Origin of the sequence: Streptomyces sp. NPDC006711, from assembly GCF_042869775.1 — a bacterium.
In the GTDB taxonomy this organism is placed as follows: domain Bacteria; phylum Actinomycetota; class Actinomycetes; order Streptomycetales; family Streptomycetaceae; genus Streptomyces.
Window position 1 is genome coordinate 131,617 of sequence record NZ_JBIAGO010000013.1, and the last position, 19,365, is coordinate 150,981.

At 74.4% G+C, this 19,365-nt stretch carries 10 protein-coding genes; 2 read left to right on the forward strand and 8 right to left on the reverse strand.

The window, feature by feature from the left end; translation table 11 throughout:
• Positions 1-6: 6 nt before the first annotated feature.
• The 3 genes from ACFYM2_RS24345 to ACFYM2_RS24355 all read right to left on the reverse strand — a co-directional run bounded on the left by ACFYM2_RS24345 (position 7) and on the right by ACFYM2_RS24355 (position 8,036).
• Complete coding sequence (locus ACFYM2_RS24345) at positions 7-3,732, reverse strand: UvrD-helicase domain-containing protein (protein ID WP_388839007.1); 3,726 nt, start codon at positions 3,730-3,732, stop codon at positions 7-9.
• 378 nt (positions 3,733-4,110) lie between these two features.
• Positions 4,111-7,461 (reverse strand): ATP-dependent helicase, encoded by a 3,351-nt coding sequence (locus ACFYM2_RS24350; RefSeq protein ID WP_388456471.1) that lies wholly within the window; start codon positions 7,459-7,461, stop codon positions 4,111-4,113.
• A gap of 161 nt (positions 7,462-7,622) precedes the next feature.
• Positions 7,623-8,036 (reverse strand): MGMT family protein, encoded by a 414-nt coding sequence (locus tag ACFYM2_RS24355; RefSeq protein WP_388839010.1) that lies wholly within the window; start codon positions 8,034-8,036, stop codon positions 7,623-7,625.
• Positions 8,037-8,248: 212 nt separating this feature from the next.
• Between ACFYM2_RS24355 and ACFYM2_RS24360 the strand changes: the two genes are divergently transcribed.
• Together ACFYM2_RS24360 and ACFYM2_RS24365 are read left to right on the forward strand one after the other, a co-directional pair.
• Positions 8,249-11,359, forward strand: coding sequence for a lysylphosphatidylglycerol synthase domain-containing protein (locus ACFYM2_RS24360; RefSeq protein ID WP_388839013.1), 3,111 nt, complete (start codon positions 8,249-8,251; stop codon positions 11,357-11,359).
• Between the two features lie 134 nt (positions 11,360-11,493).
• A complete protein-coding gene (locus ACFYM2_RS24365; RefSeq protein WP_388456475.1) occupies positions 11,494-13,080 on the forward strand; it encodes an alpha/beta hydrolase in 1,587 nt (528 codons plus the stop codon).
• A 145-nt stretch (positions 13,081-13,225) separates the two neighbouring features.
• On the opposite strand, the gene moeZ is transcribed toward ACFYM2_RS24365, so the two are convergent.
• The 5 genes from moeZ to ACFYM2_RS24390 form a co-directional block, all read right to left on the reverse strand.
• Positions 13,226-14,404 (reverse strand): adenylyltransferase/sulfurtransferase MoeZ, encoded by a 1,179-nt coding sequence (gene moeZ / locus ACFYM2_RS24370; protein ID WP_358998594.1) that lies wholly within the window; start codon positions 14,402-14,404, stop codon positions 13,226-13,228.
• Positions 14,405-14,477: 73 nt separating this feature from the next.
• Positions 14,478-15,254 (reverse strand): spherulation-specific family 4 protein, encoded by a 777-nt coding sequence (locus tag ACFYM2_RS24375; RefSeq protein WP_388839015.1) that lies wholly within the window; start codon positions 15,252-15,254, stop codon positions 14,478-14,480.
• The gene (locus tag ACFYM2_RS24380) at positions 15,242-16,207 is read right to left on the reverse strand and encodes an NAD-dependent epimerase/dehydratase family protein (protein WP_388456479.1); all 966 of its coding nucleotides are present in this window, start codon (positions 16,205-16,207) and stop codon (positions 15,242-15,244) included. Before ACFYM2_RS24380 ends, ACFYM2_RS24375 begins: the two co-directional genes overlap by 13 nt.
• A gap of 148 nt (positions 16,208-16,355) precedes the next feature.
• Complete coding sequence (locus ACFYM2_RS24385) at positions 16,356-17,477, reverse strand: hypothetical protein (RefSeq protein ID WP_388839018.1); 1,122 nt, start codon at positions 17,475-17,477, stop codon at positions 16,356-16,358.
• Entirely contained in the window at positions 17,470-19,197 is a 1,728-nt protein-coding gene (locus ACFYM2_RS24390; protein WP_388839021.1) for a glycosyltransferase, read from the reverse strand. The genes ACFYM2_RS24385 and ACFYM2_RS24390 overlap by 8 nt, the downstream gene beginning before the upstream one ends.
• Positions 19,198-19,365 lie beyond the last annotated feature (168 nt).

Genomic DNA, 19,365 nt, shown 5'->3' on the forward strand with positions numbered 1-19,365 from the left:
TTGAGCCTATCCGGCCGGGGGCGGTGGCCCGTCCCCCGGTCCGCCCTGCGGACGCGGGCCGGGCGGTGCGCCCTGCGGACGGTCACCGAGCAGGATCGCCTCCAGCTCGGCGCGGCCCGGCAGCCGGCTCGGCCGTACCGTCTCACCTGTGCGTACGTACACGAACGCGGCCGTGACCGACTCCAGCGGCACGCCCGTCTCCTCGGCCCAGGCGACCCGGTAGACCGCCAGCTGGAGGGGGTCGGCGGTGGCCTGCCGTCCGGTCTTCCAGTCGACGATTTCGTACGCGGCCCGCGTGCCCTCGCCCTCCTTGTAGACGGCGTCGATCCGGCCCCTGATCACCCGGCCCGCCAGCGTCAGCTGGATGGGGGCCTCGGTACGGAAGGGGGTACGGGTCGCGTACGGGGTGCGCTCGAAGGCCTCCTTGAGCGCGGCCAGGTCGCGCTCGTCCGCGATGTCGGCATCGGTGTCGTCCATGCCGGGCAGCTCATCGGGCCCGAGCATGGGCAGCGGAAGCTCCTCGAAGCGGGACTCCACCCAGGCGTGGAAGCGGGTGCCGCGCCGCGCGGCGGGCTGGGGGCGGCTCGGCATGGGCCGGGCCAGCTCCCGGGCGAAGCCGTCCGGGTCGGCGGCGAGGCGCAGCAGCTCGGACGCGGTGAGCGAGGCCGGCACGGCGACCTCACGGGTGGTGGCGCGGGCCCTGCGCAGCTCGGTGGTGAGCGCTTCGAGGTCGCGGTCCCAGGAGTGCAGGACGCGGCGGTCCTCGGGGGTGAGGCGGGGGGCGGGGATGGCGAGGGGGGGCCCGGTGCGGGGGGTCCCATCGCGGGGGGTCCCATCGCGGGGGGTCCCATCGCGGGGGGTCCCATCGCGGGGGGTCCCATCGCGGGGGGTCCCATCGCGGGGGGACCCGTCGCGGGTGTGGTCGCGGGCGCCGGAGTCGGTGGGGGCCGGGGTGCGAGTGTGCTCGGCGGGTGCGGCGGGGTCGGTCGGCTCGGCGGGGGTGGCGTCCGCGCCGGTGAGGGGCGCGGACTGGGTCGGGCGCTCCGTGGTGAGCAGGTCCCAGTCGTCGAGGGGCAGGCTCTCGCCCTCGTCCTCGCCCCCGGGGACGCCGAACTCCTCAGGCACGTAAGGCCCGCCCTGGTAGAGCTCATCCCCGTAGGGCTCGGCCCCGTACGGCTCGGCCCCGTCGTCGAAGGGCGCCGCCAGCTCCGCCTCGTCCTCGTAGGAGGAGGGCGTCCCGTCCTCGCGCGTCGGCGCCGCCTCGATGTGGGCCAGGACCCGCTGCGCCGCGGCGCGGCGGCGGGCCAGGGATTCCGGGTCGAGCGGCAGCGGCCAGGCGTGGCCCGTCGCGGACTCCCGCAGCGCGGGGTTCTCCGCGTCGTCGGCCGGCTCGTCGGCCCACGCCTCGATCTCGCCGTGGCCGGCCGCGCAGTGCTCGTACAGCGCGTGCAGGAAGGCGGAGGGGCCCCGGGGCTTCTTCTGGTTCGGGCCCCACCAGTGGCCCGAGCCGAGCAACAGGGTGCGGGGACGGGTGAACGTGACGTATCCCAGGCGCAGTTCCTCGGTGTGCTGGTGGTCCTTCATCGCCTCCTTGAAGGACTTGAGCCCCTTCGCGTCCCACGTCTCGACGGCCGGCAGCGTCGGGGCGTCGCCGCGCAGCGCGTGCGGCAGGACCTTCGCCTGGGACGTCCACGCCTCCCTCGCCCTCGTGGACGGGAACGCGCCGGTGACCAGGCCGGGCACGGCCACCACGTCCCACTCCAGGCCCTTGGACTTGTGCGCGGTGAGCACCTTGACCGTGTTCTCGCCGCCGGGCAGCGCGTTGTCCAGGCCCTTCTCGTACTGGGCCGCGGTCCGCAGGAAGCCGAGGAAGGCGAGCAGGGACGCCTCGCCGTCGAGCGCGGCGAAACCCGCCGCCGTGTCGAGGAAGCCGGACAGCGTCTCGCGGCGGCGGGCGGCCAGGGCGTGCGGGGACGCCGACAGTTCGACTTCGAGGCCGGTGACGCTCAGGACGCGGTGCAGGACGTCCATGAGCGGATCGGCGAGCGAGCGGCGCAGGTCGCGCAGTTCGGCGGCGAGGCGCGCGAAGCGGACGCGGGCCTCGGCGGAGAAGGGCAGCCCGTCGTCCTCGGCGCCTTCGAGGAAGGTGTCGAGGGCGTCGGCGAGCGAGATCACCTCGGCCGGGTCGACCCCCTCGACGGCGTCGGCGAGGCGCTGGTCGGGGTCGCCGGGCTCGCCCGTGACGCGCCGGACGAGATCGCGCGCGCGGCGGCCGAGCAGGGCGAGGTCTCGGGGGCCGACACGCCAGCGCGGGCCGGTCAGGATCCGTACCAGGGAGGCGTTGGCGCCGGGGTCCTGGAGGACTTCGCAGACCGCGACCAGGTCGGCGACCTCGGGCAGGTGAAGCAGCCCGGAGAGCCCGACGACCTCGACGGGGATGTCTCGGGCCACCAGCGCGCCCTGGATCGCCGGGAAGTCACCAGCGGTGCGGCACAGGACGGCGATCTCGCCGGGCGCCTTGCCGGTGCGCACCAGGTGGGCGATCGAGTCGGCGAGCCAGTCGATCTCCTGCTCGTGGGTGTCGAGCAGGGCGATCCGCACGCTTCCGTCCCGCTCGGCGCCCGGTGCCGGGCGCAGCGCCTCCACTCCCGCGTGCATCGAACGCAGCGGCGCGGCAAGGGAGTTGGCGAGGCCCAGGAGGCGGCCGCCGCTGCGGCGGTTCTCGGAGAGCGCCTGGCGGGTGGCGGGGCGGCCGTCGGCGTACGGGAAGTGGCGCGGGAAGTCGTCGAGGTTGGCGACCGACGCGCCGCGCCAGCCGTAGATGGCCTGACAGGGGTCGCCGACGGCGGTCACGGCGTGGCCGGTGCCGCCGCCGAAGAGCGCGGCCAGCAGCCGGCGCTGGGCCACCGAGGTGTCCTGGTACTCGTCCAGGAGCACCACCTTGAACTCCTCGCGCAGCAGCCGGCCGACCTCGGGGTGGGTGAGGGCGAGCTCGGCGGACAGCGCCATCTGGTCGCCGAAGTCCAGCAGGTCCCGGCTCTTCTTGGCGGCCCGGTAGCGCACGGCGAGGTCGAGCAGTTCGAGGCGGGCGGTGGCCGCCTCCGGCACCTTGCGCAGCTCCGCGTTGCTGAGCTTGGCGTCCGCGAGGGTACGCAGCAGGTCCTGGTCGTACGCGGCCAGACGCTCCGGGCGTACGAGGTGTTCCGCGAGCTCCGCGTCCAGCGCCAGCAGGTCGCTGACCAGGGTCGCGAACGACTTGGTCAGCGCGGGGTAGGGGCCGGGGGCCTCGCGCAGCACCCGGGCGGCGAGCTGGAAGCGGGTGGCGTCGGCGAGGAGGCGCGAGGTGGGCTCCAGGCCCATGCGCAGGCCGTGGTCGGTGAGGAGGCGGCCCGCGAAGGCGTGGTAGGTGGAGATGCCGGGCTCGCCCCGCTCCGGGTCGAGTGCGTCGGGGTCGGTGATGCCGGCCCTGGTCAGGGCGGTGCGTACGCGTTCGGCGAGCTCGCCGGCCGCCTTGTTGGTGAAGGTCAGGCCCAGGACCTGCTCGGGCGCGACCTGGCCGGTGCCCACCAGCCAGACGACCCTGGCGGCCATGACGGTCGTCTTGCCCGAGCCGGCTCCGGCCACGATGACCTGCGGGGCGGGCGGGGCGGTGATGCAGGCCGTCTGCTCCGGGGTGAAGGGGATGCCTAGCAGCTCTATGAGCTGGTCGGGGTGGGTGAGGTGGGTGGGCACGTCAGGAAGGGTAGTGGGGGGTGCCGACAATGGGGGTTTTGTGCAGGTGGGGGCGCCTGCGGCGGGTGTTCCCCCACCCCGCCCCTCCCCGAAACCCGCCGGGGGCAGAGGGGAAGGGGGGTTCTCCGGGGGCTCCGCCCCCGGGCCCCCACGGGGGCTGCGCCCCTCGACCCCGCCCAAGGGACGCGAGAAACCGCGCGAACGCCCCACGACAACCCGCACCCCTCAAGGGGCGCGGGGAACTGCGCGAACGGCCCACGACAACCCGCAGCCGAAGACGCACCTCTTAAGGGGCGCGGGGAACTGCGCGAACGGCCCACGACGGCCCGCAGCCGAAGACGCACCCCCCAAGGGGCGCGGGGAACTGCGCGGGGCCGGTCACTCCACGACCTGGCGGCCCTCCGGCTGGGCCGTGCACGACGCTCTGAACGCGCAGTGCGCACAGTGCGTCCCCGGCGTCGGAGCAAAGCGTTCGTCCAGGACCTTGCCCGCCGCCGTGGCCAGCAGGTCCGACACCCACTCCCCCGCCAGCGGCTCCTGCGCCTGCACCTTGGGGAACGCCTCGCCGCCCTCGCGCTGGGGCGCGGCCTGGCGCAGGTGGACCAGTTCGGCCCCCCCGGCGTCGGGCCGGCGGCCCTCGAAGGCCTCGTCCAGGGCGCCCTCGCGGACCGCGAGCTGGTAGACGGCCAGCTGGGGATGGGCGGCCACCTCGGCGGCGGTGGGCGCCTGTTTGCCGGTCTTGAAGTCGACCACGTAGGCCCGGCCTTCGACGTCCTTCTCCACCCGGTCCATGGAGCCCCGGATGCGCACCTCGTACTCCCCCGCCTCCAGGGTCACGTCGAAGCCGTGCTCCGTGGCCACGGGGGTGCGTCCGGCGCGGTCCAGGGTGTGCCAGCGCAGGAAGCGTTCCAGGGCGGCGCGCGCGTTCTGCTTCTCTTGGAGCGATTTCCAGGGCGCGTCGAAGGCCAGCGCGTCCCAGACCGAGTCGAGGCGTTCCATCAGGACCGCGAGATCGGCGGGCGTACGGCCCGACGCCACCTCGTCGGCCAGTACGTGCACCACGTTGCCGAAGCCCTGGGCGGCCGTCGCGGGCGCGTCCGCCTTCACCTCGCGGCCCAGGAACCATTGCAGCGAGCAGGTGTTGGCGAGCTGGTCGAGCGCGCTGCCGGACAGGGCGAGCGGCAGCGCGCGGTCGCGCAGCGGGACCTCGGAGCGGGTCGGTTCGTACAGGCCCCACCAGCGGTGCGGGTGCGCGGCGGGGACCAGCGGCTGGCCCTCGTCGTCGGTGAGCGCGGCGAGCCGGCCCAGGCGTTCGGCGGCGGCCTCGCGCAGCGCGTCGGACGCCGCCGGATCGACCGTGGTGGCGCGCAGCTCGGCGACGAGGGCCGCGACCGCGAGGGGGCGGCGCGGGCGGCCCGTGGTGTCGCGGGGCTCGACGCCGAGCTCGGTGAGGAAGCGGGAGGGCTGGTCGCCGTCGTCGGCCGGCGCCTTCACGGCGGTCACGATCAGGCGCTCGCGCGCGCGGGTGGCGGCGACATAGAAGAGGCGTCGTTCCTCGGCGAGCAGCGCGCCCGGGGTGAGCGGTTCGGCCAGGCCGTCGCGTCCGATCCGGTCGGCCTCCAGGAGCGAGCCGCGCCTGCGCAGGTCGGGCCAGAGCCCTTCCTGGACCCCGGAGACCACGACCAGGCTCCATTCGAGGCCCTTGGAGCGGTGGGCGGTCATCAGGCGTACCGCGTCGGGACGGGCGGCCCTGCGGGTGAGGGTGTCGGCCGCTATGTCCTGCGCGTCGACCTCTTCGATGAAGTTGAGCGCGCCCCGGCCGCCGGTGCGCTCCTCGGCGCGGGCCGCCGTGTCGAACAGCGCGCAGACGGCGTCGAGGTCGCGGTCGGCCGCCCGGCCGCCCGCGCCGCCGCGCAGCGCCGCGCGTTCCAGGCGCTGGGGCCAGGGGGTGCCGTTCCACAGCTCCCACAGCGCCTCTGCGGCCGTGCCACCGCCCTCAAGGAGCTCGCGGGCCTTGCGCAGGAGGGTGGCGAGGCGCTGGGCGCCCCTGGCGTAGGCGGGGTCGTGCGCGACCAGCCGTTCGGGTTCGGCGAGGGCGCGGGCGAGCAGCACGTCCGAGGGGGCCGGGACGCGCACTCCCCCGGCCCGCTCCTCGTCGCGCAGGGCCCGGCCGAGGCGGCGCAGGTCGGCGGTGTCCATGCCGCCGAGCGGCGAGGTGAGCAGGGTGTGCGCGGTCTCGGTGTCGAGCCCGGCCGGCGCCTCGGCCGGGACCGGAGGGGTGCGGCGGGGGTGGACGAGGCTGACCGGCGGAGGCCCGGGGGGCGCGGCGGCGCGCCCGACGGCGGCCCGCGCCACCACCCCGAGCGCCGTGAGGAGCGGCGCGACCGCCGGCTCGTCGCGCAGCGCGATGTCGGCACCCGAGGTGTCCACGGGGACGCCGGCCGAGGTGAGGGCGCGGCGCAGCGCGGGGATGGCGCGGGTGCCGGCGCGGACCAGGACCGCCATCTCCTGCCAGGGGACGCCCTCTTCGAGGTGGGCGCGGCGCAGCAGGTCGGCGATGTTGTCCAGCTCGGTGGAGGCCGTGGGATAGGTGTACGTCTCCACGCGGCCGCCGGTGCGGGTGGGGCGCAGGTCGCGGTGGGCGCGGACCTGCTCGGCGGGCAGCCGCGGCAGCGGCATGCGGCGGGTGAGGAGCCGGGTCGCCGCAAGGAGCGCGGTGCCCGAGCGGCGCGAGGTGGTGAGGACTTCCACGGGTGCCGGGGTGCCGTCGGCGCGCGCGAAGGCGTCGGGGAAGCCGAGGATGCCGTTGATGTCGGCGCCGCGGAAGGTGTAGATCGACTGGTCCGGGTCGCCGAACGCGACCAGCGTGCGCCCCCCGCCCGCGAGCGCCTTCAGCAGCCTGACCTGCGCGGGGTCGGTGTCCTGGTACTCGTCGACGAACACCGCGTCGTAGGACGGCGGCGGGGTGCGTTCGGCGAGCAGCACCGCGCGGTGCACCAGTTCCGCGTAGTCGAGGACGCCCTGGAGGTCGAGGACGTCGAGGTATTCGGCGAGGAAGGCGGAGGCGGCCTTCCAGTCGGGGCGGCCGGCCCGCGCGGCGAAGCGGGCCAGCTCGTCGGGCCCGAGTCCCAGTTCGCGGCTGCGGGCGAGCACCGCGCGGACCTCGTCGGCGAAGCCCCGCGTGGTCAGGCAGGCCCGCAGTTCGTCGGGCCAGCTCACGTGCGCGAGGCCGCCGCGCTGGAGGTCGATCTGGCCGGCCAGGAGGTCGCGTACGGCCACGTCCTGCTCGGGACCGGACAGCAGGCGCGGGGGCTCGCCGAACGGCTCCGTGTCCCTGGGGGCCCGGTGCGCGCGCACCAGGGCGTAGCAGTAGGAGTGGAACGTGGTGGCCTGCGGGCTCTTGGCGCCCGCGCCGAGCCGCAGCGCCATGCGGTCGCGCAGTTCGACGGCGGCCTTGCGGCTGAAGGTGAGGACCAGGATCCGCTCGGGGTCGGCGCCCTCCGCGACCCTGGCCGCGACCGCCTCGACCAGCGTGGTGGTCTTGCCGGTGCCGGGCCCCGCGAGCACCAGAAGCGGACCCGAGCGGTGGTCAACCACCCTGCGCTGGGGTGCGTCAAGGAGAGGGGGCTCCACCGGATCCGGCGGTGTGCGCACCAGCCGGTACGCGCCGGGGGCCGCCCGGCGTACCTGCTGGTACGCGGTACGCCCGGTGGAGGAGGAGGAGCTCACGTGGATCGCCGGTCCTGGTGGGTGTGCTGGTCGTGATGGTGCTTACGGGGCCCGCGCGCACGGCGCGGACCCTCGACGGTACGCCGAACCGTGCCCGCGACGCAGCGAGTCATCCTTACGGTCCTCACGCCGCCCGGACGGACGCCGGATGGCACAAGCTGTCAGGTATGTGCCGCCTCGCCGCCGGAGCCGTCCCAGCGCGCCCGCTTCATGTCGAGCCTCGGCGTGTGGTCGTCGGCGGACCGGCTCGCCCCGCGCAGCGGTGTGCTCTCGTCACGGTAGTGGCCGAGCGCGCGCAGTTCGTGGCCCGGCAGCAGCACGCCGTCCGAGCGGACCACGCGCCACCACGGCACCGCGGCGCCGTAGAGCGACATGACCCGGCCGACCTGGCGGGGGCCGCCCTCGCCGAGCCATTCCGCGACGTCCCCGTACGTCATCACCCGGCCGGGCGGGATGCGCTCGGCGAGGTCGAGCACCCGTTCCGCGTACTCCGGGTACGCCGGCGCCTCGGGCGCCCCGGATTCCCGGGGTGCCTCGCCCGCCCGGTCGCTGCGCTGCTCGCTCATCCGCTCCATCCTGCCGTACGCCACCGACAGTCGCGCCGGTCCCGGTCATTTCCGGTCGCAGCCGGTGCGCGGAGCGGCAAAGGGGCGCAACTCACACCGCGTACGCCCCGGCAACGCACCCTGCTGCCCCTCCGGGATCTCGGGACATGCCACCATCGTGCGGGCGGTGAGCGGTGATACGAGACAGCGACAAGACGGACAAGTCGGCGAAGGAGCGGGGCGTGCAGCCACCCGAGGCGGCGGCAAGCGGCAGCCCCGACGCGCGGCGCCGGCCCGCCGCACCCCAAAACCCGGCCCATCCGGGCGACAACACCGGCCTCGGCGCGACCGGCCCGGACGCCGCCGGCTCAGACACGACCGGCCCGAGCTCGACCGGGTCGAACACGAGCGGACCCGACACGACCAGCCCGGACACGAACGGACCCTGCACCACCGGCCCGGACACGAACGGACCCTGCACCACCGCCCCGGACACCACCGGACCCACCACGACCGGCCGGGACACCACCGGACCCACGACGACCGGCCCGGACACCACCGGTTCGGACTCATCCGACCCCGGACCCGTCCGCCCCGGACCCGCCGACGCCGGGGACGCCGACGCCCCCAAGGCCCCCGGCCACCCCGCGTCCCCCGACGGCCCCGACACCCCCGGCCACCCCGCAACCCCCGACGCCGCCAAACCCAACGGCTCCCGCGGCGTGTGTGAGGACTCCGGGTCCATTGAGCGGGTCTCCGTGGACGAGCCGCTGCTGCCCGCCCGCGTGCACCGCCCGTCCGATCTGCTCCGGCTGCTCACCGGCGTGCTGGCGATCGCCGTCGTGCTGGCCGTCGCCGCGTTCGCGCACGGCACCACCTCGGGCCTGGAAGACGACATCACCAAGGGCACGACCGGCACCCCCGACGTCCTGATCCGCCTCGCCGGCCTCGCCTCCAGCATCGCCGTCCTCGTGCTGCCCGTCGCCTTCGCCATCGAGCGGCTGATCAAACGCGACGGCCTGCGGATCGCGGACGGCGTGCTCGCCGCCGTGCTCGCGCACGGCGTGGCGCTCGCCACCGACCTGTGGGTGTCGAAGTCGGCGCCCGGTTCGATCACCGAGGCGCTGACCCAGCAGTCCGCGTCCGGCGCCCTCACCGACCCCGTACACGGCTATCTCGCCCCCGTCATCGCCTATATGACGGCGGTGGGGATGGCCCGCAGACCGCGCTGGCGGGTGGCCCTGTGGGCGGTCCTGCTGCTCAACTCCTTCGCGGTGCTCGTCGGCGGCCAGACCACACCGTTCTCGATCATCGTGACGATCCTGATCGGCTGGACCGTCGCGTACGGCGCCCTCTACGCGGTCGGCTCGCCCAATGTGCGCCCCACCGGGCAGACCCTGCTCGCGGGCCTGCGCCACGTCGGCTTCAACCCGGTGACGGCGCTGCGCGCCGAGGACGTGCCGGACTCGCTCGAGCAGGGCGAACGGGGCCGGCGCTATCTGGTCACCCTGGAGGACGGCCCGCCGCTCGACGTCACCGTCGTGGACCGCGAACAGCAGGCGCAGGGCTTCTTCTACCGGGTGTGGCGCCGCCTGACGCTGCGTTCCATCACCACCCGCCGCTCGATCCAGTCGCTCAGGCAGGCCCTTGAGCAGGAGGCGCTGCTCGCGTACGCGGCGATCGCGGCGGGGGCGAACGCGCCCAAGCTGATCGCCACCTCCGAGCTCGGCCCGGACGCCGTGATGCTGGTGTACGAGCACACCGGCGGCCGCACCCTCGACTCCCTGGAGGACAAGGAGATCACCGACGAGCTGATGCGCGAGACGTGGCGGCAGGTGCGGGCGTTGCAGTCGCGGCGGATCGCGCACCGCAGGCTCGCGGGGGACGCGATCCTGGTGGATCGTTTCGGCAAAGTCATCGTGACCGATCTGCGCGGCGGCGAGATCGCGGCGGGCGACATCGTGCTCAGGATGGACGTCGCCCAGTTGCTCACCACGTTCGGACTGCGCGTCGGCGCCGAGCGTTCGGTGGCCGCCGCGCTCGACGTGCTCGGCCCCGACGCGGTCGCCGACAGCCTTCCGCTGCTCCAGCCCATCGCCCTGAGCCGGTCCACCCGCGCGACGCTGCGCAGGCTCGGCCGCGAGCAGGCCCAGCGCGAGCGCGAGGCGGTCCTTGAGGCGTCGGACGCGGCGCGGGAGGCGAAGGCCGCCGAGGCGGCGGCGGCCAAGGAAGCGGCGGCCCGCCCCGATGCGGCGGCCGCGCCGGACGACCGCAAGGCGGTGAAGGCGGAGAAGAAGGCCGAGAAGCTGGCCATCGACGAGGCCCTTGAGCAGGCACACGAGGACGACCTGCTCACCCAGATCCGCCGTCAGGTGCTGCTGATCCGCCCGCTGGCCCCGGTCGAGCCGGTGCGCCTGGAGCGCATCAAGGTCAAGACGCTGATCAGCTTCGTGGCGGGAGCCTTCGCCGCCTACTTCCTGCTCGTGCAGCTCACCAACATCAAGTTCGGCGACCTGATCGCCAACGCGCAGTGGGGCTGGGTCGCGGCGGCCGCGCTGTTCTCGGCGCTGTCCTACCCGGCGGCGGCGGCCAGCCTGCTCGGCTTCGTACCCGAGCGGGTGCCGTTCTGGCGGGCGGTCGTGGCCCAGGTCGCGGGCTCGTTCGTGAAGCTGGTGGCCCCCGCCGCGGTGGGCGGCGTCGCCCTCAACACCCGCTTCCTCCAGCGCGCCGGGGTGCGTCCGGGCCTCGCGGTGGCGAGCGTGGGCGCCTCCCAGCTGTTCGGGCTCGCCTCGCACATCTCGCTGCTGCTGGTCTTCGGTTATGTGACCGGCACCGAGCAGACCTCGGAGCTCTCGCCGTCCCGCACGGTGATCGCGGGCCTGCTCACGGCGGCCGTGCTGATCCTGGTCGTCACGGCGGTCCCGTTCCTGCGCAAGTTCGTGGTCAGCCGGGTCCGCTCGCTGTTCGCGGGTGTGGTGCCGCGCATGCTCGACGTGCTGCAACGGCCGCAGAAACTGGTCACCGGGATCGGCGGCATGCTGCTGCTGACCGGCGTTTTCGTGATGTGTCTCGACGCCTCGATCCGCGCGTTCGGCACCGGCAGCGACCACACTCTGAGTTACGCGAGCGTCGCCGTGGTCTTCCTGACCGCCAACGCGCTGGGATCGGCGGCGCCCACTCCGGGCGGTGTGGGCGCGGTCGAGCTCGCGCTGTCCACGGCGCTGACGATCGCGGGCATGACCGCCGAGACCGCGACGTCGGCGGTGCTCCTGTACCGGCTGCTGACCTTCTGGCTGCCGGTGCTGCCGGGCTGGCTGTGCTTCAACTACCTCACGCGCAAAGGTCAGTTGTAGATCCAGGCGGCCAGAGACCACCCGGGCCGGGCCCGCCCCCGCGCGCCGGCGCGGCCGGTCCGGCCCGCGACGGCGCCACCCGCATGGGCCGCCCCGCTCGCGCACCCCCCGTGCCCGCGCCGCAGGATGGGGAGATGGAACACCACCGTGCCCCACGCAAGCGGACCCGGGCCACCGCGTTCGCCGCCGCCGCCCTCCTGCTCACCGTCGTCGGCTGTTCCAGCGGGGGCAAGGACGACAACGGGCTCACCCCCACCAGCGCCGACCCGGCCAAGCTCGCCTCGCAGAAGCTCAGCTGGAAGCCGTGCGCGGCGCCCACCCCGGCGCAGGGCACGGGCTCCGCGCCCTCGGCGCCGCCCGGCGGGGGCGCATGGAAGTGCGCCACCATGAAGGTGCCGCTCGACTACGCCGACGCCAAGGCCGGCACCCTGGACCTCGCCCTCATCCGCACCGAGGCCACCGACCGGGCCCACCGCGTCGGCTCGCTCGTCTTCAACTTCGGCGGCCCCGGCGGCTCCGGCATCACCACCCTGCCCGCCGCCGCCGGCGACTACAAGGCCCTGCGCGCCCGCTACGACCTGGTCAGCTTCGACCCGCGCGGCGTGGGTGCCAGCGCGCCCGTGCGCTGCGAGAACGACACCCAGCTCGACGCCTACTTCGCGCAGAACGCCACCCCGGACAACGCGGCGCAGGAGAAGACGTACCTCGAAAGCCTGAAGTCCTTCGCCACCGCCTGCCAGGACAACTCCGGCAAGGTCCTGCCCCACGTCGGCACCACCAGCGCGGCCCGCGACATGGACCTGCTGCGCCAGGTGCTCGGCGATCAGAAGCTGAACTACATGGGGATCTCGTACGGGACCGAGCTCGGCGGCGTCTACGCCCATCTGTTCCCCAAGAACGTCGGGCGGGCCGTCTTCGACGGAGTGGTCGACCCCACCAACGACGTCGAACAGGGCGCGCTCGCCCAGGCCAAGGGCTTCCAGCTCGCCCTGGACAACTTCGCCCAGGACTGTGTGAACCGAGGCGACAAGTGCCTGCTGCGCGGCGCGAACGTCAAGGAGGTCGAGGACGTCATCGTCAAGCTGCTCGCCCAGCTCGCCACCAAGCCCATCCCGGCCGGCAACAGCGGGCGCACCCTCGGCCGGACCCAGGCCACCAACGGCATCGCGCAGGCCCTGTACTCCAAGGAGTACTGGCAGCTGCTCGAACAGGGGGTGGACGACGCGGAGGGCGGCGACGGGGCCCTGCTCCTGGTCCTGTCGGACTCCATGAACGGGCGGAACAAGGACGGCACGTACAGCAACATCCAGGCGGCCAACGCGGCCGTCAACTGCGCCGATTTCAAACAGCGTTACACCGTCGGCCAGGCCAAAGCCAAGGTGCCCGCGTTCCGTAAGGCGTCGCCCGTCTTCGGCGACTTCATGGCCTGGGGCCTGCTCGGCTGCTCCGAGTGGCCGGTCGCCGGGCAGTGGACCACGCCCGATGTGAGCGCGCCGGGCGCGCCGCCGATCGTGGTCGTCGGCAACACCGGCGACCCGGCCACGCCCTACCAGGGCGCCAAGAACATGGTGGACAAGCTGGGCCCGGGTGTCGGCGTGGAGCTGACGTACAAGGGGCAGGGACACGGGGCGTACGACAGCGGTGACAAGTGCGTGCAGGGCGCGGTGAACGCGTATTTGCTTGACGGGAAGGTGCCGGCCGCCGGGGCGGTGTGCCAGTAACGGGTCGCTCTTCACCTGCGGGCCGGTGGGGGCCGTTCGCGCCCACGCGGCGGAGCCGCACACATGGCAGTTCCCCGCGCCCCCGATCAGGGGCGCGGGGAACTGCGCGGCCGGCCACAGACGGCCGGCGGATCGAAACCCGCGCCTAATAGATCGGCTTCTCCGGTTCGATCTGGTTGACCCAGCCGATCACGCCGCCGCCCACGTGGACCGCGTCGGAGAACCCGGCGGACTTGAGGACCGCGAGGACCTCCGCCGAGCGGACGCCCGTCTTGCAGTGCAGGACGATGCGCTTGTCCTGAGGAAGCGATTCCAGGGCCGAGCCCATCAGGAACTCGTTCTTCGGGATCAGCTTCGCGCCCGGGATGGAGACGATCTCGTACTCGTTCGGCTCGCGGACGTCGATGATCTCGATCTTCTCGTCCGCGTCGATCCACTCCTTGAGCTGCCGGGGAGTGATCGTCGAACCCATCGCCGCTTCCTGGGCCTCCTCGGACACGACGCCGCAGAAGGCCTCGTAGTCGATGAGCTCGGTGACGGTCGGGTTCTCGCCGCAGACCGCGCAGTCGGGGTCCTTGCGGACCTTCACCTGGCGGTACTGCATCTCCAGGGCGTCGTAGATCATCAGGCGGCCGACCAGCGGCTCGCCGATGCCCGCGAGGAGCTTGATGGCCTCGTTGACCTGGATGGAACCGATGGACGCGCACAGCACGCCGAGCACGCCGCCCTCGGCGCAGCTGGGCACCATGCCCGGCGGCGGGGGCTCGGGGTAGAGGCAGCGGTAGCAGGGACCGTGCTCGGACCAGAAGACCGAGGCCTGGCCGTCGAAGCGGTAGATCGAACCCCACACGTACGGCTTGTTGAGCAGCACGCACGCGTCGTTGACCAGGTAGCGGGTCGCGAAGTTGTCCGTGCCGTCGACGATCAGGTCGTACTGGCTGAAGATGTCCATCACGTTCTCGGCCTCGAGCCGTTCTTCGTGCAGGACCACGTTCACGTACGGGTTGATGCCTAGGACGGAGTCCCGCGCGGACTGCGCCTTGGAGCGGCCGATGTCGGCCTGGCTGTGGATGATCTGGCGCTGGAGGTTCGACTCGTCGACCTCGTCGAACTCCACGATGCCGAGCGTGCCGACACCGGCGGCGGCCAGGTACATCAGGGCCGGCGAGCCGAGACCGCCGGCGCCCACCGCGAGCACCTTCGCGTTCTTCAGGCGCTTCTGGCCGTCCATCCCGACGTCGGGAATGATCAGGTGGCGCGAGTACCTGCGGACCTCGTCTACGGTGAGCTCAGCTGCTGGCTCGACCAGGGGTGGCAGCGACACGTGAACCTCAATTTACGCAGTCGGTCGGTATGTCAGTACGGTTGTTCTCTCCGCAACACTGCCACGCCCCCTCTCATTCCGAGATACCAGGTCCGATCCGCGAGACAATTTCGTCCCAGTACCCGGGCAGCGTCTCGAAGGGGTCCGCGGCGCCCCTTCCCCGGGGGGCCCGGTCGGCGCGGTCCGTGAAGTAGACCGTGCCCGCGCCCTGCCAGCGGGCGATCCGCAGCGCCTCCTCCAGATGACTCCTCGGCACCCCGTGCACCAGGTGGCAGAAGCGCTCCGGCGGGTACTCGGCGGTCCATTCGGCCACCTGCGACCACCGGTAGTCGTGCCAGGGGCCGGTGTAGGTGATCAGCTGGTCGGCGATCTCGACGTATCCGGGACACGGGTGGGTGCCGTGCCCGAGGACCAGGTGGGCGCCCTCGCGCAGCGCCCGCAGGGTCTCCGTCGTGCGCCGCATGGCGGGAAGCTCGTCTCGCCCTGTGGGACAGCGGTCCAGGAGGAAGCCGTCGACCCGGTACCAGTCGAGGTAGCGGTGCGCCTCGGCGATCTGCTCGCCGAAGGGGCGGTGCCCGTACTCCGTGTCGAGGTGGCCGAGCACCCGGATCCCGGCGTTGCGCAGTTTTCCGGCCGCTTCCAGGCAGTGCGGGTCGGGCCGTGTGCCCGGGCCGCCCGCGCCGCCGCCGGACACATTGAGCACGGCCCAGTGCAACGGTGTTCCCGGGCGCGTCAGTTCGGCCCATTCGACGGGGGCCACGAGCGGGTGGGCGTAGCCGGGGACCCCGAGGCCGAGCCGGCCGGCGCCGGTCGCCGCGCGCTGCCGCGCGGTCCTGGTCAGATGCGGCATGCCGCCTCCATCCAGATGTCGGCCAGCGACTCCTCCAGATTGATCCGGGGCCGCCAGCCGAGCCGGTCGCGCGCGGTGCGCACGTCGGCCTGCTGCCAGCTGCCGCAGCCGTCGGGGTAGGGCGAGGGCGTGGCCAGGTGGTCGAGCGCGGCCTCGCCGGAGCGCGGGGCGCCGATGTGTCCGGGCCGCATGCCGGGCGGGCCGTCCAGTTCGTGCAGGGCGCCCGCGTATCCGGCGACCCGGGCGAGCACGGCGGCCGCGTCGCGCAGCTTCACCGAGCGGCCGGTGCCGATGTTGACCACGCCCTGGGCGGCCGAGAGCGAGGCGGCGTGCACGGCCCGCGCCACATCGCGTACGTCCACGAAGTCCCGCTGCACCCCGAGCCCGCCGAGCTTCAGCTCGCCGTCGCCGGACTGCATGGCGCGGCGCATCGCCTCGGCGAGCCGGCCGAGCGGGGAGCCGGCCGGGGTGCCGGGACCGACGGGTGAGAAGACGCGCAGCACGATCGCGTCGAGCCCGGAGCCGAGGACGAGTTCGGTCGCGGCGAGCTTGGAGACGCCGTACGGTCCCCCGGGGCGCGGCACCGCGTCCTCGGCGGTCGACGAGCCGGGCTGCGACGGCCCGTACTCCGACGCGCAGCCGATCTGTACGAGGCGGGCGCCGCAGCCGCTGCGGCGCAGGGCCTCGCAGACGGTGGCGACGGCGACGGTGTTGTGCCGGGTCAGTTCGCGCGCGCCGCCACGGATCGCGCCGGCGCAGTTGACGACGACCCCGGGATGCACGGCGTCGAGGAAGCGGGTGAGGGCTCCCGGGCTGCCGGTGGCGAGGTCGAACCGTACGTCGGCGTCGTCACCGCGCCCGAGTGCGGTGAGCTGGACGGCGGGGTCGGCGAGCAGGCGGTCGGCGACGAACCGGCCGAGGTATCCGTTGGCTCCGAGCAGCAGCACCCTCATCGCACGGTCCTTCCGTGCGGGCGGCGGGAGGCCGGGGGCAGGGCGGCGGTCATGTGTCGTTCTCCTTCAATGCCTTGCCGCCCGCCGTGTGGCGTGGTCGGGCGGGTCCGGCGCTTCGGTGGGGTGGGCGCGTCGGTCGTCGGGCGCCTCACTGGTCACGGTGGGCCGTGGCGCGGGCGAGTACCGCGGCGGCCCGGGCGAGCAGGGCGAGGGCGGCGGCGCCGCACACGGCGGCGGGCAGGGCCCCTGCGCCCCAGTTCTGGACGGCGGTCTCGACGGGACGGCCGACGAGGGAGAGGCCGGGCAGGCGCCCGGCGAACACGGCGCACAGCGCGAGGAGTTCGGCGCCCGCGGCCGCGGCCAGCACCTTGGCCGCGGCGCGGGCGAAGCCGTGCGCCGCGAGCAGCCGGGCGAGCCAGAGCAGCATGCCGAGCGCCAAGCACTTGGCGAACGATTCGCCGCCATAAGCGAGTTGACTGAGCGTCAGACTCGCCGCGAGACCGGCGGCGAACAGGGCCGCCGTCGCCAGGAGGAGGGGTCTGGACCGTCCGGAGAACTCGGCGAGTCCCCGGCTCGACACGAGCTCCCGGCGGGCCCGCACGGAGAAGAGGTGGGCGCACCACAGGCCGGGCACGACGGCGAACGCCAGACCGGTGGCCGCCGCCGGGTCGAGTGGCCAGCCCCCGTCGGGCCCGCCGCGCACGGCCTCGGCGAGCAGCGCGTCGCCGCCGATCGCGTACGCCATGAGCCAGCCGCCGCAGAGCCTGACGGCCAGGCCGGCGCGCGGGGCCGCCCGCAGGGGGCCGCGCCGCAGCGCCAGGGTGAGGGCCGCGACGAAGGCCAAGGCCCCGATGAGGACGAGCGCCGGGCGGAGCGCGCCGGTCGCGGCCCGCGCGCCGACGGCGGTGAGGACGCAGACGACGCCCGGCAGCGGCGCCCACGGCGCCCACCCGGCGATGGATGCCGTCAACTTCCGGGCGGGGGCGGCCTGTTCGGGTCCGTCCTGTGTGGTCTCGCGGGGTACGCGGGCGTAGAGCTCTTCGGCGAGCGAGAAGACGTCGCGGTGCCGAAAGCGCGCGGCGGTGCGGTCGGTGACGCCGTGCGCTTCGAGGCCCGCCGCGATCTCCAGCGGGTCGACGGCCCGCTCGCACAGTTCACGGTGGCGGTGCAGCAGCGCCTTGACGGGGTCGGCGGGGCCGCCGCGCCGCGGCGCCTCGGCGCTCTTGACCGGCCGGGCGCCGTCCGGCCCGGCGGAGGTGAGGTCACTCATGCGCCGCCCCTTTTGCTGCTTCCCGCGCGGCGGGCCGCTCCCTCGTCAGGAGGGCGGCCGGGCGGGCGCGGACCACCGGGCCCCGGGTCGCGGCGGGCGCCGCCCAGCGGCCCGGCACATGCGCTTCGGCGGGGTGCGCGAAGGGCTGGGGCGCGGTCGTGCCGTCGGCGCTCTCGCGACGGACCGGGTTGTGCGACATGAGCTCCAGGTAAATGCCGCGAAATGCCGCGAGATTCTGCTCGACGGTGAACAGTTCGAGCGCGCGGGCCCGGGCGGCGGCGCCCAGGCGCGCGCGCCGTTCGGGGTCGCGCAGCAGGGCGAGGCAGGCGTCGGCGAGCGCGCGGGGGTTGCGCGGTGGCACCACGAGGCCCGTGCCGCCGATGACCTCGACGACCGCGCCGGTGTCGGTGGAGACGGTGGCCCGGCCGCAGAACATCGCTTCGACGAGGCTGAGCGGGAAGCCCTCGACGACGCTGGACAGGACGACAACGCTCGCGGTGGCGTACGCGTCGGCGAGCCCGGGTGCCTCGGGGCCGCCGATCTCCTCGAACGAGACGGGGTTGTCGCCGACCGCGTGGGCGCCCGCCGCCTCGTCGGGGAAGAGGTGGGCGGCGAGCGCGCGGCAGTGGGCGAGGTAGCCGGCGCTCTCCGCGTCCCGCGCGGGCGCCGCGAACAGCCGCAGGCGCGCGCCGGGTTCGGCCTTGCGGACCTCGGCGAAGGCGTGCAGCAGGGCGATGAGGTCCTTGGCGGGCTCGGCCCTGCCGACCCACACCAGGGCGCCGGGGTCCGCGTAGTACGCGCCCTCCCCCACCGCGTGGAACCGGTCGGCCGGCAGGCCGGGGTGGACGGTGCGCAGCTTGGCGCGGTCGGCGCCGCAGCGCTCCTGCCAGCGCCTGGTGTGGGCGTTGCCGGGGGTGATCAGCTCGGCCTGGGTGTACACCTCGGCGGCGAGGCGACGCTCGAAGCCGTACCGCAACGCCCGTGCGGGGGCGCCGAGTCGGGCGTCGGCGAGGTAGTGGGCGCGCAGCTGGACGCCGTACTCGGTGACCAGGAGCGGCACCCCGCAGAAGCGTTTGGCCAGGAGCCCGGGCAGCGCCGCGCGGCCGCCGGACGCGGCGTGGCTGAGGTCGACGGAGCCGAGGGTGTCGTCGCCGTACCAGTCGAGGGAGAGCGGGCGCAGGGCGCGTTCGAGCTCGCTCGCGAAGGCGAGGTGGTCGGGGACCCGGGCGGCGCGCACGGCGCGGTTCGCGCCGGGCGCGCGGCAGGCGCCCTCCAGGATGCGGACGGCCGTCTCGGAGCGCAGTTCACCGGCGAGCCCGCCATGGTCGCGGGCGAGGGCGGCGAGTCCGTAGAGGCCGTCGGCGAAGTACTCGCCGCCGAGGGCGGCCGGGGCGGCCGGGTCGTCGGCGCAGATCGCGGCGGCCAGGCGTCCGAAGTGCGCGGCGAACGCCTGGCGTTCCCGCCGTCCGTAGCCGCGCCCCTCGCCGCGCTCCCGGCGCGGGGGGCGGCGTCCGGCGGGGGCCTGGGGCGTCGCGGTGAGCACCCGGCGCACCTGCGGGGGCAGGGCGGGCAGGCCCTGCCCTTCGGTGCTCGCGCCACCGCCCAGCGCGTATATGTCGAACTCGTGCCGCGCGAGCCCGCGCACGAGCCGGTCGCACCACCGCCCGGTCTCGCCGGTCGGGTACGGATGTCCGCCGTCGGTCAGCAGTCCGATCCGCATGTGCGCACCCCCGATCTCCCTTGTGGGCGGCCACCGTTGGCAACGGCGACTCGCAGCGGGAAGAACGTAAGGGCGATGCCGGTGGCGGGGGGGGCCGGGGGGGGGGGCGCCCCCCCCCCCGGGGGGGGGGCGCCGCCGAAAGACCACCCCCCGCCTGCGGCGGGGGCC

Excerpts from the sequence above, each read along its gene's own strand:
- ACFYM2_RS24385 (WP_388839018.1), bottom strand. The coding sequence starts at position 17,477 with ATGAGTGACCTCACCTCCGCCGGGCCGGACGGCGCCCGGCCGGTCAAG.
- ACFYM2_RS24375 (WP_388839015.1), bottom strand. The coding sequence starts at position 15,254 with ATGCCGCATCTGACCAGGACCGCGCGGCAGCGCGCGGCGACCGGCGCC.
- ACFYM2_RS24365 (WP_388456475.1), top strand. The coding sequence starts at position 11,494 with ATGGAACACCACCGTGCCCCACGCAAGCGGACCCGGGCCACCGCGTTC.
- ACFYM2_RS24355 (WP_388839010.1), bottom strand. The coding sequence starts at position 8,036 with ATGGAGCGGATGAGCGAGCAGCGCAGCGACCGGGCGGGCGAGGCACCC.
- ACFYM2_RS24380 (WP_388456479.1), bottom strand. The coding sequence starts at position 16,207 with ATGAGGGTGCTGCTGCTCGGAGCCAACGGATACCTCGGCCGGTTCGTC.
- ACFYM2_RS24390 (WP_388839021.1), bottom strand. The coding sequence starts at position 19,197 with ATGCGGATCGGACTGCTGACCGACGGCGGACATCCGTACCCGACCGGC.